The 14,167-nt window shown below is 59.3% G+C and carries 14 protein-coding genes; 5 read left to right on the forward strand and 9 right to left on the reverse strand.

What is annotated here, in order from left to right; translation table 11 throughout:
- Window positions 1-70: 70 nt before the first annotated feature.
- The 4 genes from msrQ to ilvC all read right to left on the reverse strand — a co-directional run bounded on the left by msrQ (window position 71) and on the right by ilvC (window position 3,756).
- On the reverse strand, window positions 71-694 hold the full coding sequence (gene msrQ / locus ACZ3GY_RS22215) for a protein-methionine-sulfoxide reductase heme-binding subunit MsrQ (RefSeq protein ID WP_463562224.1): 624 nt from the start codon (window positions 692-694) through the stop codon (window positions 71-73).
- Entirely contained in the window at window positions 694-1,707 is a 1,014-nt protein-coding gene (gene msrP, locus ACZ3GY_RS22220) for a protein-methionine-sulfoxide reductase catalytic subunit MsrP (RefSeq protein ID WP_463562225.1), read from the reverse strand. Before msrP ends, msrQ begins: the two co-directional genes overlap by 1 nt.
- A 62-nt stretch (window positions 1,708-1,769) precedes the next feature.
- Window positions 1,770-2,585, reverse strand: coding sequence for a CDP-diacylglycerol--serine O-phosphatidyltransferase (gene pssA, locus ACZ3GY_RS22225; RefSeq protein ID WP_463562226.1), 816 nt, complete (start codon window positions 2,583-2,585; stop codon window positions 1,770-1,772).
- A 154-nt stretch (window positions 2,586-2,739) separates the two neighbouring features.
- The gene (ilvC, locus tag ACZ3GY_RS22230; protein ID WP_463562227.1) at window positions 2,740-3,756 is read right to left on the reverse strand and encodes a ketol-acid reductoisomerase; all 1,017 of its coding nucleotides are present in this window, start codon (window positions 3,754-3,756) and stop codon (window positions 2,740-2,742) included.
- Window positions 3,757-3,881: 125 nt separating this feature from the next.
- On the opposite strand from ilvC, the gene ilvY reads away from it, so the two are divergent.
- Window positions 3,882-4,763: an HTH-type transcriptional activator IlvY gene (ilvY, locus tag ACZ3GY_RS22235; protein WP_465912011.1), complete on the forward strand. Its 882-nt coding sequence runs from the start codon at window positions 3,882-3,884 to the stop codon at window positions 4,761-4,763.
- A gap of 51 nt (window positions 4,764-4,814) precedes the next feature.
- On the opposite strand, the gene ilvN is transcribed toward ilvY, so the two are convergent.
- A complete protein-coding gene (ilvN, locus tag ACZ3GY_RS22240; protein WP_463562229.1) occupies window positions 4,815-5,306 on the reverse strand; it encodes an acetolactate synthase small subunit in 492 nt (163 codons plus the stop codon).
- 1 nt (window position 5,307) lies between these two features.
- Window positions 5,308-7,038 (reverse strand): acetolactate synthase 3 large subunit, encoded by a 1,731-nt coding sequence (locus tag ACZ3GY_RS22245; protein WP_465912012.1) that lies wholly within the window; start codon window positions 7,036-7,038, stop codon window positions 5,308-5,310.
- 543 nt (window positions 7,039-7,581) lie between these two features.
- Here ACZ3GY_RS22245 and ACZ3GY_RS22250 point away from each other — a divergent pair.
- Window positions 7,582-8,016: a DUF4124 domain-containing protein gene (locus ACZ3GY_RS22250; RefSeq protein WP_463562231.1), complete on the forward strand. Its 435-nt coding sequence runs from the start codon at window positions 7,582-7,584 to the stop codon at window positions 8,014-8,016.
- Between the two features lie 18 nt (window positions 8,017-8,034).
- Here the strand turns inward: ACZ3GY_RS22250 and ACZ3GY_RS22255 are convergent, their stop codons facing one another.
- The 3 genes from ACZ3GY_RS22255 to mrcB are packed head-to-tail and all read right to left on the reverse strand — an operon-like array spanning window position 8,035 to window position 11,436.
- Window positions 8,035-8,364, reverse strand: coding sequence for a YqcC family protein (locus ACZ3GY_RS22255; RefSeq protein ID WP_465912013.1), 330 nt, complete (start codon window positions 8,362-8,364; stop codon window positions 8,035-8,037).
- Window positions 8,361-9,104 (reverse strand): tetratricopeptide repeat protein, encoded by a 744-nt coding sequence (locus ACZ3GY_RS22260; protein WP_465912014.1) that lies wholly within the window; start codon window positions 9,102-9,104, stop codon window positions 8,361-8,363. The genes ACZ3GY_RS22255 and ACZ3GY_RS22260 overlap by 4 nt, the downstream gene beginning before the upstream one ends.
- Before the next feature lie 13 nt (window positions 9,105-9,117).
- On the reverse strand, window positions 9,118-11,436 hold the full coding sequence (gene mrcB / locus ACZ3GY_RS22265) for a penicillin-binding protein 1B (RefSeq protein ID WP_465912015.1): 2,319 nt from the start codon (window positions 11,434-11,436) through the stop codon (window positions 9,118-9,120).
- A gap of 178 nt (window positions 11,437-11,614) precedes the next feature.
- Here mrcB and ACZ3GY_RS22270 point away from each other — a divergent pair, with 178 nt between their 5' ends.
- From ACZ3GY_RS22270 to ACZ3GY_RS22280, 3 genes are all read left to right on the forward strand, one after another.
- Entirely contained in the window at window positions 11,615-13,177 is a 1,563-nt protein-coding gene (locus ACZ3GY_RS22270; RefSeq protein ID WP_463562235.1) for a bifunctional aminoglycoside phosphotransferase/ATP-binding protein, read from the forward strand.
- Window positions 13,178-13,243: 66 nt separating this feature from the next.
- Window positions 13,244-13,600 carry a pentapeptide repeat-containing protein gene (locus ACZ3GY_RS22275; protein ID WP_463562236.1) on the forward strand — a complete coding sequence of 119 codons (357 nt, stop codon included), beginning with the start codon at window positions 13,244-13,246 and terminating at the stop codon, window positions 13,598-13,600.
- 109 nt (window positions 13,601-13,709) lie between these two features.
- Window positions 13,710-13,982 (forward strand): TfoX/Sxy family protein, encoded by a 273-nt coding sequence (locus ACZ3GY_RS22280; protein WP_465912016.1) that lies wholly within the window; start codon window positions 13,710-13,712, stop codon window positions 13,980-13,982.
- Window positions 13,983-14,167 lie beyond the last annotated feature (185 nt).

Raw genomic sequence — 14,167 nt, forward strand, 5'->3', positions numbered from 1 at the left:
AGGAGTTTTCAGATCAGGCTGCGCCGGAAGTGGTGCGCATTATAGGCAGCCAGAATCTCAGGTCAATGGTTTATTTCGTTTTTGTTGCCGATTCCACCCTTATCCCTGCAATCCGCGGGATTCGGCGCATTACCGGGGGAATCCGCAGCACCAGCAACAGTCCCCCTATAAGTGCATAGACAGCCCATTCTTCAAGATCCGCACGCACAATCCACAACATATGTAGCAATCCTAGGGGCAGGATCAGATAGATAAGGCGATGCAGCTTCTTCCAAGACTTGCCCAGACGTCGCTGGCTGTATCGATTGGAGGTGACTGCCAATAGCAGCAAGCCGAACAAGGCGATGGCGCCGACGATTATATAAGGCCGCTTACGCAACTCGACGGCTAGTTGCGACCAGTCCAGGCCGAGAATGAATACCGCGTAGGCGATCAGGTGCAGTACGCCATAGGTAAAACACCAGAGCCCGAGCTGGCGACGCACGGAAATCCAGCCAGACCATCCACTCACTTTCTGCAAAGGCGTCATGCTCAAGGTGATGAGCAATAGAATCAGCGTTCCCAGCCCGAGACGCTCAACCAGCACTTTGCCCGGATCGGGCCCCAGGGCGAAGAGCCAGGCTTGGTACAACCAATAGAGCGGCCAGACCGCAACCAGCAAGAACACACAAAGCCGCCAGTACGGATGACGCATCAATAGTTCTTCCGCAGATCGAGGTTGCTATAGAGCCCGGCAACTTCTTCCGCGTAGCCGTTGAACATTTGGGTTTCGCGCACATTGGGACTGAACAGCCCACTGGGCAGACGCCGCTCACGAGCCTGCGTCCAACGTGGGTGGTCGACAGTGGGGTTAACGTTGGCGTAGAAGCCATACTCCTGCGCGGCGATGCTTTGCCAGGTGGTCTGCGGCTGCTCGCTGACCAGACTGATGCGCACGATGGACTTGATGCTCTTGAAGCCATACTTCCATGGCACCACCAACCGCAGCGGCGCGCCGTTCTGGTTAGGCAGTTCACGGCCGTACATGCCCACGGCAAGGATGGCCAGCGGATGCATCGCCTCATCCAGACGCAGCCCTTCCACATAGGGCCAATCGATCAAGCCGAAACGCGAGCGCTGCCCCGGCATGCTGTCCGGATCATTGAGGGTTTCGAAACGAATGAATTTAGCCGCGGAGGTTGGCTCGACTTTATTGAGCAACGCAGAGATAGGAAAACCGATCCAGGGAATCACCATCGACCAGGCCTCGACACAGCGCAGGCGGTAGATGCGCTCCTCTAACTGATAGGGCTTGATGAAGTCTTCCAGCGCGTAACGCCCTGGCTTGCCAACCTCACCATCAATTACTACCGACCATGGTTCGGTTTTCAGGCTACCGGCATTTGCCGCGGGATCCGACTTGTCCGGGCCGAACTCATAGAAGTTGTTGTAGTGGGTGGCATCACGAAACGGCGTCACTGGTTCGTCCTTGACGGTCACCGCCTCCCACTTGGTGGCAGCGATACGCTCGCTCAGCCAGGCCGGCGGCTGACCAGCCTCGACATCCGCATAGCGCTCAGCAGTGGCTGACTGCGCCCAAGCTGGAACGCTGCCGAGCGCCACACCGGCGGCAGTAGCTGACATAAAGGTGCGGCGAGAGAGGTAAACGGACTCGGAGGTAACATCCGACGCGTTGCACTCAGATGCCTGGGGGAGCTTGATTAGCATGATGACTCCGCAGTATCGGGACAGACTTACCCAATAGACTACGGAGTCTGGAGGAAATTACATCACTCGTTGGTCTGACGACGACGCAGACGCAGCAGGTACTGGATTGGACCAGAAGCGGCATAAGCGAGGAAAATCAGCAGCAGAATTCGCGGCGGGTCACTGAACACGACAGCGAACACCAGCACGACAGCGAGAATCGCAACAAAGGGCACGCGCCCCTTCAGGTCGAGATTCTTGAAGCTGTTGTACTTGATATTGCTGACCATCAGCATGCCCGAGGCTGCGACCAAGATGGCCACGACAAAGGACATGTTCGAGCCCTGGATACCGTAATCACTGAACGCCCATACGGTACCCGCCACCACACCAGCTGCAGCCGGGCTGGCGAGACCGATGAAGTAGCGCTTATCGACACTGCCAATCTGCGTATTGAAGCGCGCCAGGCGCAACGCAGCACCTGCTACATAGATGAAGGCGACCATCCAGCCGACCTTGCCCATACTGCCGAGTGCCCACTCGAAAGCCAGCAGCGCCGGCGCCACACCAAAGGCGACCATGTCGGACAGCGAGTCGTATTCGGCGCCGAAGGCACTCTGGGTATTGGTCAGACGTGCGACGCGACCGTCGAGGCCGTCCAGCACCATGGCCACGAACACCGCCGCTGCAGCCACGTAGAAATTGCCGTTCATCGCGTTGATGATGGCGTAGAAGCCGGCGAACAGGTTCGCGGTCGTGAACAGATTGGGCAACAGGTAGATGCCGCGATGGCGAACCTTGCGCCCCTCGTCGTCATGCCCTTCCTCAATATGCTCGTCGATGGGCAGTAAGCTCTCATCGTCCTTGGACGATTTTGGCTCTTGCGGACGCTCGCTCATGAACAACACCTTGTTGCGGATTTGAATTTTCGACCGAGTCGCTGGGCAAGCGTTCGCCCTAACGTCGGCATTAGCGTCCGGGCTTTATACCAGAAGCCTGGCCCATAACGAAAAAACGCGGCCAGGGCCGCGTTCTTTCTTGATCGAATCGGACTCAGTTCTTGGACTTGTCGACGATCTTGTTGGCACCGATCCACGGCATCATCGAGCGCAGTTGCTCGCCGATGATTTCGATACCGTGAGCGGCGTTGTTACGACGCTTGGCGGTCATCGACGGATAGTTGGTGGCGCCTTCACTGATGAACATCTTGGCGTACTCGCCGTCCTGGATGCGCTTGAGTGCATTGCGCATGGCCTGACGGGACTCGGCGTTGATGACTTCAGGGCCGGTCACGTACTCGCCGTACTCGGCATTGTTGGAGATCGAGTAGTTCATGTTGGCGATACCGCCTTCGTACATGAGGTCAACGATCAGCTTCAGCTCGTGCAGGCACTCGAAGTAAGCCATTTCCGGCGCGTAGCCAGCTTCAACCAGGGTTTCGAAACCGGCTTTGACCAGCTCGACGGTACCGCCGCAGAGAACGGCTTGCTCGCCGAACAGGTCGGTTTCTGTCTCGTCCTTGAAGGTGGTTTCGATGATGCCGGTACGGCCACCGCCAACGCCCGAAGCGTAGGACAGGGCGACGTTCTTGGCGTTGCCGGAAGCGTCCTGGTAAACCGCGATCAGGTCAGGGATACCGCCGCCTTTGACGAACTCGGTACGCACGGTGTGGCCCGGTGCTTTCGGCGCGATCATGATCACGTCGAGGTCGCTGCGCGGAACAACCTGGTTGTAGTGGATCGCGAAGCCGTGGGAAAAGGCCAGGGTGGCACCTTGCTTGATGTTCGGCTCGATTTCGTTCTTGTACAGCTGTGACTGGAACTCGTCCGGAGTCAGGATCATGACCAGATCGGCGGCGGCAACGGCAGCAGCAACGTCGGTCACTTTCAGGCCATGGGCCTCAGCCTTGGCAACGGTGGCCGAACCTTTACGCAGACCGACAGTGACGTCGACACCGGAGTCTTTCAGGTTGCACGCCTGAGCGTGGCCCTGGGAGCCGTAACCGATGATGGCAACTTTCTTGCCCTGGATGATGGAGAGGTCACAATCTTTGTCGTAATAAACTTTCATGTTCTTGGCTCTTGTGAATCGAAAGGGAGGGGGTGCGAGCACCGCGACGGAGCCACCTTAAGTGATCCGTCCCATTGCGTAAAATGATATATTTGCAACACAACATGCCGATATATGAAACACCAATGGATAGCCACGCGCTTACACTCTTTCTTTCTCTGGCAGACAACCTGCACTTCGGCAAAACCAGCCGCGAGCTGCACGTCAGCCCATCTGCGCTCAGTCGCAGCATCAAGCAACTCGAAGAGGAGCTTGGTGCGCCGCTGTTCATCCGCGATAACCGCTCAGTGCGGCTGACTCGCGAGGGGCAGCAGTTCCGTGAGTACGCCAACGATGTCATGACCGGCTGGCAAGCCATTCGCCAAACCTTCAAGGAAGATCAACTGGTGCTGCATGGGGAGCTCTCCCTGTATTGCTCGGTGACGGCGAGCTACAGCTTCCTCTATGACATCCTGAGCAGCTTCCGCCAGGACTACCCACGCATCGAGATGAAGTTGCACACAGGCGATCCGGCAAAGGCTGTCGAACGCGTGCAGCAGGGGCAGGAAGATCTTGCCATCGGCGCCCTCCCCGACAGCTTGCCAGCCGGCGTCGTCTTCCAATCGATCACCCGTTCGGAGCTGCGCTTCATCGGCCCTCAGTCCCCGCAGCTGTTGAGCGACGAACAACTTAGGCGTCCCGGCGCACAAAGCTGGGAGGATGTGCCGATGATTCTCTCGGAAGAAGGCCTTGCCCGCACTCGCACCGACCGCTGGCTGAAAAGCCACAACATTAAACCGCATATCTATGCCCAGGTGAGCGGCAACGAAGCCATCGTCAGCATGGTGAGCTTGGGGTTCGGTATCGGTGTAGTGCCGCAGATCGTGCTGGACAACAGCCCGCTGGCCGCACGCATCCGCCTCTACGATATCCAGCCGCCACTGACCGCATACGACATCGGCCTGTTCGCGCTGGAAAAGCGCCTCAAGGATCCGCTGATCGCAGCCTTCTGGAACCGCCAACGGTAAATTCCAGGCAAAAAAAACCCCGCACAGGGCGGGGCTTCTTCAGTGCTGCGATCAGATGCTCAGTACCTTATCGCCGCGAGCGATACCGGTGACGCCACTGCGTACGGTTTCCAGGATCAGCGCGGTGCCGATGCCCTGAATGAAACTGTCCAGCTTGTCGCTGGTACCGGCCAGCTGGATGGTGTAGACGCTCGGTGTCACATCGACGATCTGGCCACGGAAGATGTCAGTGGTGCGCTTGACCTCGGCACGCTGGGCGCCAGTGGCCTTGACCTTGACCAGCATCAACTCGCGCTCGATATGCGCGTTTTCCGACAGATCCACCAGCTTGACCACTTCGATCAGCTTATTGAGGTTCTTGGTGATCTGTTCGATCACGTCATCATGGCCAATGGTGGTCAACGTCAGACGCGACAGGGTCGGGTCTTCGGTTGGCGCCACGGTCAGGCTTTCGATATTGTAGTTGCGTTGGGAGAACAGGCCGACCACACGCGACAGCGCTCCCGGTTCGTTTTCCAGCAGCAGGGAAATGATATGACGCATATCAGGTACGCTCCGTCTTGCTCAGCCACATGTCGCGCATCGCCCCACCCCGAATTTGCATCGGGTAGACGTGCTCGCTGGTATCCACGGCGATGTCGAGGAACACCAAGCGATCCTTCATCGCAAAGGCCTCTTCCATCTTCGGCTTGAGGTCTTTCAGGTCAGTGATGCGCATGCCCACGTGCCCGTAAGACTCAGCCAGCTTGACGAAATCAGGCAACGATTCCATGTAGGAGTGCGAGTAACGGCTGCTGTACTGCATGTCCTGCCACTGGCGAACCATGCCCAGCGCGCCATTGTTCAGGTTGATGATTTTTACCGGCAGGTCGTACTGCAGGCAGGTCGACAGTTCCTGAATGTTCATCTGGATGCTGCCCTCACCGGTGACGCAGGCTACGTCGCTATCCGGGAAGTTCAGCTTGACGCCCATGGCCGCCGGGAAGCCGAAGCCCATGGTGCCCAGGCCACCGGAGTTGATCCAACGGTTTGGCTTGTTGAAACGATAGTACTGGGCGGCGAACATCTGGTGCTGACCGACATCAGAGCTGATGAAGGCATCGCCCTTGGTCACTTCAGACAAGGTCTCGATCACGGTCTGTGGCTTGATGATGCTGCCGTCACCCTCGTTATAAGGGAACAGGCGACCACCGCCGCGCCATTCTTCGATCTGCTTCCACCAGGTGGCTTGCGACTCGCTGTCCGGACGCAGCTCGATTTCCTTGAGTGCTGCGACCATCTCGATCAACACGCTATCGACCGGGCCGACGATTGGGATATCGGCCTTGACCGTCTTGGAAATCGACGCCGGGTCGATATCGATATGAATGATCTTCGCATTCGGGCAGAACTTGGCCGCGGTTTCACCGTTGATGACCCGGTCGTCGAAGCGCGCACCGACTGCCAAAATCACATCGGCATGATGCATGGCCAGGTTGGCAGTGTAGCTACCATGCATGCCGAGCATACCGACGAACTGGCGATCATCGCCTGGGTAGGCGCCAAGGCCCATCAAGGTATTGGTGACCGGCACGTTCAGCGCGCGAGCCAGTTCGGTCAGGTGCGCAGACGCGCCACCGAGAATCACACCGCCGCCAGCATAGATGATCGGCCGTTTGGCCGCGATCAGCATTTCTGCGGCTTTGCGAATCTGCCCGGAGTGCCCACGAACCGCAGGGCTGTAGGAGCGCAGCTTGACCTTTTTCGGGTAGCTGTATTCGAACTTCTGCGTCGGGTCGCCCATGTCCTTGGGAATATCCACGACCACAGGGCCGGGACGCCCGGACTCGGCAAGATAGAAAGCCTTCTTGATCACTTCGGGGATTTCCGAAGGATGCTTGATGATGAAGCTGTGCTTAACGATCGGGCGAGAAATACCGACCATGTCGACTTCTTGGAAGGCATCAGTGCCAACCACGGTGCTGGCCACCTGACCGGAGAGGATCACCATCGGGATCGAATCCATGTAGGCGGTGGCGATACCGGTAACGGCATTGGTTGCACCTGGACCGGAGGTAACCAGTACCACACCGGCTTTGCCAGTGGCACGGGCATAACCGTCTGCCATGTGGGTCGCCGCCTGCTCGTGACGAACCAGGATGTGCGTCACTTCCGGCTCTTTGAACAAGGCATCGTAAATGTGCAGGAGGGCACCGCCCGGGTACCCGTAGATGTACTTAACGCCTTCGTCACGCAATGAGCGGACGACCATTTCAGCGCCGGATAAAAGCTCCACGTTGTTCACCTCTAAAACGCCAGAAAACCGCCCTTTTGCAGGTACGGCCCGAGTAGGTTTACTGTCAGCAGAGCATGAGCGACTGTGGTCGCCGACTACGTCAGCTACAACTGAGCAAGTATTGGGACAATCCCTGATGTGTTGCGGGACTTTCCCACCCAGCGCGAGGTAACGCGTTGCGGGTGTAACGAAGGGTCGGCACGGGTAGCGCCTCATGTCTACTGAGCTGGAGCCAGCTTGCGGCTGACCCCACTGCAGCGAGCATTCGATTGTTGTTATTCGAAGACGGCAAGTCAAGTAATCCGTGATGGAATATGCGATTCGCAGGGGATATCCACGCTCGCCGCAGCCAAAGAGTGCCGTGAACCACGAAAATCCCATGCCGATGTGAAGCAGCGCAGGATGGACAACCAACCGATTTGGTTATAGTAATCAGCAGAGACTCCGCACTGCCGCCATGTGCGTCCGCTGCGCGAGGCACTGCCCCTGAAATCCCGTTCCGGCCCTGCAAGGTTCGGCAAAACTGCCCTAAAAGGAATTCCCATGCGCCGCATGCTCATCACCACCAGCTTGGCGCTCGCGCTGAGCACCACCGCCATGGCCGGCCAGGTATACAAGTGGGTCGACGCCCAAGGCGTCACCCATTTCAGCGAACAACCGCCGCAGGGTCAGCAAGCCAGCACCGTCAATAAGGCCACACCGCCACCACCGTCCACGGAGTCGAAGCCAGCACCGACCTTTCAGGACATAGCCGACCCGGAACAGGCAGCAGCCGACGCCAAGGTCAAGAAGGAAGTGGCCGAGCAGCAAGCGCAACTACGCAAGTACTGCGAGAACCAGCGCAACAATCTCGCACAGCTGGAGAACAACCCGCGGGTGCGCGTGGAAGATGGTGGAGAGATGCGCCGTCTCGGCGAAGATGAGCGTCAGCAGCGCATAGCCGATAGCAAGAAAGCGATCGGCGAGAACTGCAAGTAACGAGAAAGGCTGCGGGCTTCAGCCCGCAGTAATCAGCCGGTCGAAATCGCCGAGCGCCTTGAGCAATTCGGCTGCAGCACGGCTGTTCGCACCATAGACCTGCTCAGCCATGGGCAGAATGCCGGATACGGCGGGCAGATCGGCACCAGATTCGATAATGGCCTTCATGCGTGGCAGGAAGATCCACTGCAGCCACTGAGCGAAGTCCAGCGTGTCTACACAGAACGGCTGCTCACTGGCCAGCGCCTCCTCGCTCGGCGGTGCTACGTCCCAACAGCCCTGCACCCGCAACGCGCGCTCGACCAGCAACAGCTGATCGGCGATATGAGTTATTGGTGCAGCCGTCACAGATTGACTCGCGCACGCTCACGAGCCTGGGCCGCACCTGCTGCGTCACCCTGCTGCTCACGGGACTTGGCAATCAGATCCCACAAGCTGGCCTGCAGAGCCGGACGACCGCTGGCGTAGCTAAGGCCACGACGGGCGAACTGCTCGGCTTGAGCGGCATCGCCCTGGGCCAGACGCACCTCGGCAAGACGATAGAGAACCTGCGGTTCACGCGGGGCAATACGCTGCGCGCGCTCCAGACTGGAAGCGGCGCCATTGAGGTCGCCGCCAGTCTGCTGCTGTTGCGCACTGGTCAGCAGTGCCAGTACCGGGCCATCCAGTTGTTCATCGGCAGCCAGGCCACCGCTATTAGCACTGGGGATGCCGCTCGGCGTCGACGGCTGAGACGGCGGCGCACTGCCGTAAGTCGTCGAGCCCAACGGTTCGCTACTCAGCGGTGGCTCGTCGAATGTCAGCCCGCCTCCGCTGGCGGAAGCCCCAGCCGGCGCCGCATAGGTATCGATTGGCGCCGACGGGTTACCGCCGCCTGGCACCATCACCACCACGCCGGCATCATCCGACGAGGGCTGAGCCGGTTGCTGCGTCGCTGCAGGCGCATTGCTGTAGCCATTGCCGGGTCGATCGTCCTGCTCATACGCAGATGTACCGGAATCCACGACCGGAATGGAACCACGCGGCACGCTGGCACAACCTCCCAGCACCACCGAGGCAGTCAAAACGGGAATCAACCACTTACTCACGTCAAACCTCTCTCTATTCCAACCAGCCTTTCACCCAATCCATCACCGAGTCGACGGGGGCCTGAATACCACAACCTGACCCAGGAGCCGGCTCGCTGCCGCGAATATACGGCATCTGTACGGCACCCGGACAATTCTCTGCCGAGCCCTGCCCGGTCGCTGCATCCACCCATGCCTGCACCACGTTGTCCGGCATCGGCATGTCCAGCGGCAGCGGATCGGCGCGGCGCATAAAGCCGGTCCAAGCCTGCAACGCACCGGTAGCACCAGTGAACGGTGTAGGCCCGTTGTCATCACGGCCCATCCACACCACAGCCAGGATGTCTTGGCTGAAACCAGCAAACCAGCTATCACGTGAATCGTTACTGGTACCGGTCTTGCCCGCCAGCGTCAGCGAACTTGGCAGCTGGCTGTACACCGAGCGACCGGTGCCTTCACGCATGGTGCGCTGCATGGCGTTCTGCAGCAGGTAGATCGAACCTGCGTCGAAACGCTGCTGAATCTGATACGGGTAGCGTTTGAGCGGCTCGCCTTCGGCGGTCAGCACGCTGCGGATACCGCGCAACGGCGTATTGAAACCACCGCTGGCCAGCGTCTGGTACATGCCCGTCACTTCCATGGGCGTCAGCGCGCCGGCCCCCAGCAACATCGACGGATAGGCTGGCCACTGTCGCGACACGCCCAAGCGCTCGAGTGTTTTGAGCACGTTCGGTACACCCAGTTCCAAGCCTAATTTGGCGGTGGACAGGTTGTAGGAGTTGGCCAGGCCCTGATACAGATAAATGCTGCCGTGAGCCTTGCGATCGTAATTCTGCGGCTTCCATACCTGACCATCCTGCCCCTTCACCGAGAACGGCTCATCCAGCACGCGACTGGTCAGCGTGTACTGGCTGGGGCGTTCGAGGGCAGTCAGGTAGATGGCCGGTTTGATCAGCGAACCAATCGGCCGCACGGCATCCAACGCGCGGTTGAACCCGGCAAAACGCGGCTGACGACTACCAATCAGCGCCTGAATTTCTCCGGTTTCCGGGTTGGTGACCACCATACCGGCTTCGACCTGATCGGAGCCCTTGCGCCCGGACTGGCGCTTGAAGGTTTCAGCAAGGGCCTCTTCGGCCTTGAGCTGCAGGATCGGATCGAAGCTGGTGAAGATGCGCAGACCTTCTTCGGTCAAATCCTCGTCCTTATAATCCTGACGCAACTGACGTTTAACCAGATCGAGGAAGGCCGGGAACGAACCGTTGGCCATGCTGCCACGCTGGGTCACGCCCAGCGGACGCTCCTTGGCGGCGGCGGAGTCTTCTGGGGACACCACGCCCTGCTCGGCCAGCAGGTCGAGGATCAGGTTACGACGGGCCAGTGCCCGCTCAGGGTTGCGACGCGGGTTATAGAAGGTAGGTCCCTTGACCATGCCCACCAACAACGCGACCTGGTCGAGCTTGAGCTCGGACAGCGGCTGGCTGAAAAAATACTGGCTGGCTAGCCCAAAGCCGTGCACCGCACGCTGGCCATCCTGGCCAAGGAATACCTCGTTGAGGTAGGCCTCGAGAATCTCGCGCTTGTCGTAATGCAACTCCAGCAACACCGCCATCATGGCTTCGGTGATCTTGCGGGTCAGGCTGCGCTCGTTGGTCAGGTAGAAGTTCTTGACCAACTGTTGGGTCAGGGTACTGCCGCCCTGGCGCAGTTGGCCGGCGGATGCGTTGATCCACACGGCGCGAGCGATGCCTTTGGGCGATACACCGAAATGGTCGAAGAAGTCACGATCCTCGACCGCCACCAGGGTTTCCACCAGATAGGCAGGCACCTGATCGAGCTTGATCAGCACGCGGTCTTCCTGATGCGCCGGGTACAGGCCGCCGATCAGCATCGGCTCCAGACGCGCCACGGCCAAATCCTTACCGTCGGCCTTGGTCAACGCGGCGACGTAATCGCCCGAGAAACGCACATTGACCTGCTGAGCCTGTTCAACGCTCTCGTAGAACTGAAACCCACGCGAGTGCAAGGAAATATTGTTACCCGAGACGGCAACGGCGCCTGGGCCATTCGCCGTGCTTTCGCGGCGATAGCCGAGGGCATCCATTTCCTTGAGCAAATCGTCCTTGGCGAGTTTCTGGCCGACGAACAGCTCAAGTGGCCGAGCATAGACCTTGGCCGGAACGGTCCAGCGCTTACCGGAGAATTTCTCTTGGACGATGGCGTCGAGGTAAACCGCGAAACCGGCGAACAGCACCAAGCCAACCAGGCCAAGCTTTACAGCCCAGCCCAGCAAGGGGCGCATGCCACGGGGGCGGCGTTTGGAACGGGAGCGGGAAGATCGGGTACGAGTCATGGCGCGGCATTATACGCACTTTGCGAAACGTCGGCAGGCACTGCCGAGAGGCTGTTCACGTTTCGCAACAGCACTGCAGGTCGCGCTGAAACAGGATTGCCGCCTATCGATTTGCACCCTTGCAGCGAGGCGCCATAATGCGCGCCTGTTCTCCTCCTATCCAAGTCAAGGATCACCCGTGAGCCAAGCCCTGATTACCGCCTTGCAGAACCCGGCCCTTTATCCGCACCCGGTGGACGGTTTCAGTGTCATCGAGACCCATATTTCCTGGGTCGTACTGACCGGCCCTTACGCCTACAAGATCAAGAAACCGGTGGATTTCGGCTTCCTCAACTTCACGTCCCTGGAGTCCCGCCAGCACTTCTGCCAGGAGGAGCTACGCCTCAATCAGCGCCTGACTCAGGATTTGTATCTGGAGGTGCTGCCGATCAGCGGCAGCGCCGATGCCCCACGACTGGATGGCGAAGGCTCAATCATCGAATACGCCCTGAAGATGCGTCAGTTCCCCCAAGAGCAACTGCTGGCTCAGGTACAAGCTCGGGGAGAACTGAACGAAACGCATATCGACGCACTGGCCAAACAGATCGCCGACTTTCACCAGGAAACGCCTCAGGTCGCCAGCGACCACTCGCTGTGCAATGCCACGGCCATCGTTGCGCCGTTACGACAGAACTTCGAGCAGATCCGCCCGATGCTCAACGACAAGGCCGATCTGCAGCAATTGGACGCCCTGGAAAGCTGGGTGGAAACCAGCCTCGAGCGCCTGTGGCCAGATCTTGAGGCCAGAGCCCGCGATGGTTTCATCCGTGAGTGCCACGGTGACATTCACCTCGGCAATGCCACGCTACTGGACGGCCAGGCCACGCTGTTTGACTGCATCGAGTTCAACGAGCCTTTCCGCTTGACCGACATCGCACTGGATACCGCCTTCTTGGTCATGGATCTTGAAGACCGCGGCCTCAAGTGCCTGGCACGGCGCCTGCTCAACGGCTGGCTGGAGCACACTGGCGATTACGGCTCTCTGAAGGTGTTCAATCTCTACAAGACCCACCGCGCGCTGGTACGCGCCAAGGTCGCGCTGTTCCGCCTTGGCCAGGAGCAGGATGCCGTGCAACGAGCGGTGATCCTGCGCCAGTACCGCGGTTACGCCAGCCTGGCGGAAAGTTACAGCGCCATTCCGGCGCGCTTCCTGGCCGTTACTCATGGCGTATCGGCGGTCGGCAAGAGCCAGGTCGCGCTACGCCTGGTCGAGGCCCTCGGCGCAATACGCATCCGTTCGGATGTCGAGCGCAAACGCCTGCTGGGCGAACAAGAGGCGAATGCCGACGATCAGCTGAATACCGGCATTTATAGCGACGATGCCAGCAAGTCGGTGTACGAGCGTCTGAATCAACTGGCCGATCTGGCACTGCATGCGGGTTACCCGGTGGTGCTCGACGCCACCTACCTCAAACGCCCGCAGCGCCAGGCAGCCCAACTGATCGCCGAAGAGACCGGGGTGCCCTTCCTAATCGCCGACTGTCAGGCGCCCGATTCGGTCATCAACAGCTGGCTGCAGCAGCGTCAGCTACAGGGCGATGACCCTTCCGACGCCACGCTGCAGGTGATCGAAGCCCAGCGTGCCGGGCAGGACGCTCTCGACGAAAGCGAACTGGCGCATAGCAAGCGTGTAGACACCCACGACAGCGCTAGCCTCAACGAACTGGTCAACGTCATTCGCCTGCGCTTCCCAAACCTGTAAACCTGTCGAGCAACGCCGCCAAGCCGCTCTATACTGGCAGTGAGCCCCCATCGGATCACTGCCATCATGAGTCAACCCAGCCAGCTGGATAGTCCCCTCTACCGCCTTCTGCATAACGATGATGTCGCCGCCTTCAACGCGCAGCGGCCGCAAGGCGTTGACATCGACCTGAGCGGTGGCGATTTTCGCGGCCTTGATCTGCGTACCCTTAACGCCGAAAGCATCGACTTTCGCAATGCCTACTTCCGTGGGGCCGACCTGCGCGGCGTAGACCTACGTACTGCACAGCTCGAAGGCGCCAGCATTGCCCATGCGCAAATATCCGGCGCCTATTTCCCTGCCGAGTTGAGTGCCGATGAAATTCTCATGTCGATGAACTTTGGCACACGCTTGCGATACCGCACGCATCCCAACCACCTGTAGCAGCGTGTAACGCACCATTCGAGCACCTGCCCCAACGGCCGCTACACTTTCTCCCAATAGGGCGGCCATGCAGCACCCATCTGCAGAACGGCTGCGAAAAGGAGATTCAGTGAACGACGAACTGCAGCATCTTAAAAACTTGGGCAAGACCTCGTCGCAGTGGCTTCACGCCGTCGGCATCCACAATCCAGATGACTTACGCCGCTACGGCGCGGTCGATGCTTATAGAGCCGTCCGGGCACGCGGGTTCAGGGCTTCCAAAGTTCTGCTCTATGCTATCGAAGGCGCCCTGCTGGACGTTCACTGGAGCGAGTTGCCGCCAACCCGCAAGGCGAGCCTCAACCTGCAACTCGAAGAAGCGGCTAACGACGGCAAGATCTAGCGCTGCTGCCACAGGACGTTTCATCGGTGATGATTTGTTTCTCGCCACTCCCGCAACGATCAGTTTGACTGATGCAGCTCGTCAACACGAACGGGGTCTCATAGCAACGATAACGCGGGCTTCGGCACCACGGTGGTGGTGTAGAATACGCGCTGGATCACAACCTCTAGCGAGAGCGATTTACC

Source organism: Pseudomonas sp. PME37.24/006, from assembly GCF_055556635.1.

Bases quoted from the DNA above. Each gene is read 5' to 3' on its own strand.
- msrQ (WP_463562224.1), bottom strand. From the start codon at position 694: ATGCGTCATCCGTACTGGCGGCTTTGTGTGTTCTTGCTGGTTGCGGTC.
- pssA (WP_463562226.1), bottom strand. From the start codon at position 2,585: ATGAGCGAGCGTCCGCAAGAGCCAAAATCGTCCAAGGACGATGAGAGC.
- ilvC (WP_463562227.1), bottom strand. From the start codon at position 3,756: ATGAAAGTTTATTACGACAAAGATTGTGACCTCTCCATCATCCAGGGC.
- ACZ3GY_RS22275 (WP_463562236.1), top strand. From the start codon at position 13,244: ATGAGTCAACCCAGCCAGCTGGATAGTCCCCTCTACCGCCTTCTGCAT.
- msrP (WP_463562225.1), bottom strand. From the start codon at position 1,707: ATGCTAATCAAGCTCCCCCAGGCATCTGAGTGCAACGCGTCGGATGTT.
- ilvN (WP_463562229.1), bottom strand. From the start codon at position 5,306: ATGCGTCATATCATTTCCCTGCTGCTGGAAAACGAACCGGGAGCGCTG.
- mrcB (WP_465912015.1), bottom strand. From the start codon at position 11,436: ATGACTCGTACCCGATCTTCCCGCTCCCGTTCCAAACGCCGCCCCCGT.
- ilvY (WP_465912011.1), top strand. From the start codon at position 3,882: ATGGATAGCCACGCGCTTACACTCTTTCTTTCTCTGGCAGACAACCTG.
- ACZ3GY_RS22250 (WP_463562231.1), top strand. From the start codon at position 7,582: ATGCGCCGCATGCTCATCACCACCAGCTTGGCGCTCGCGCTGAGCACC.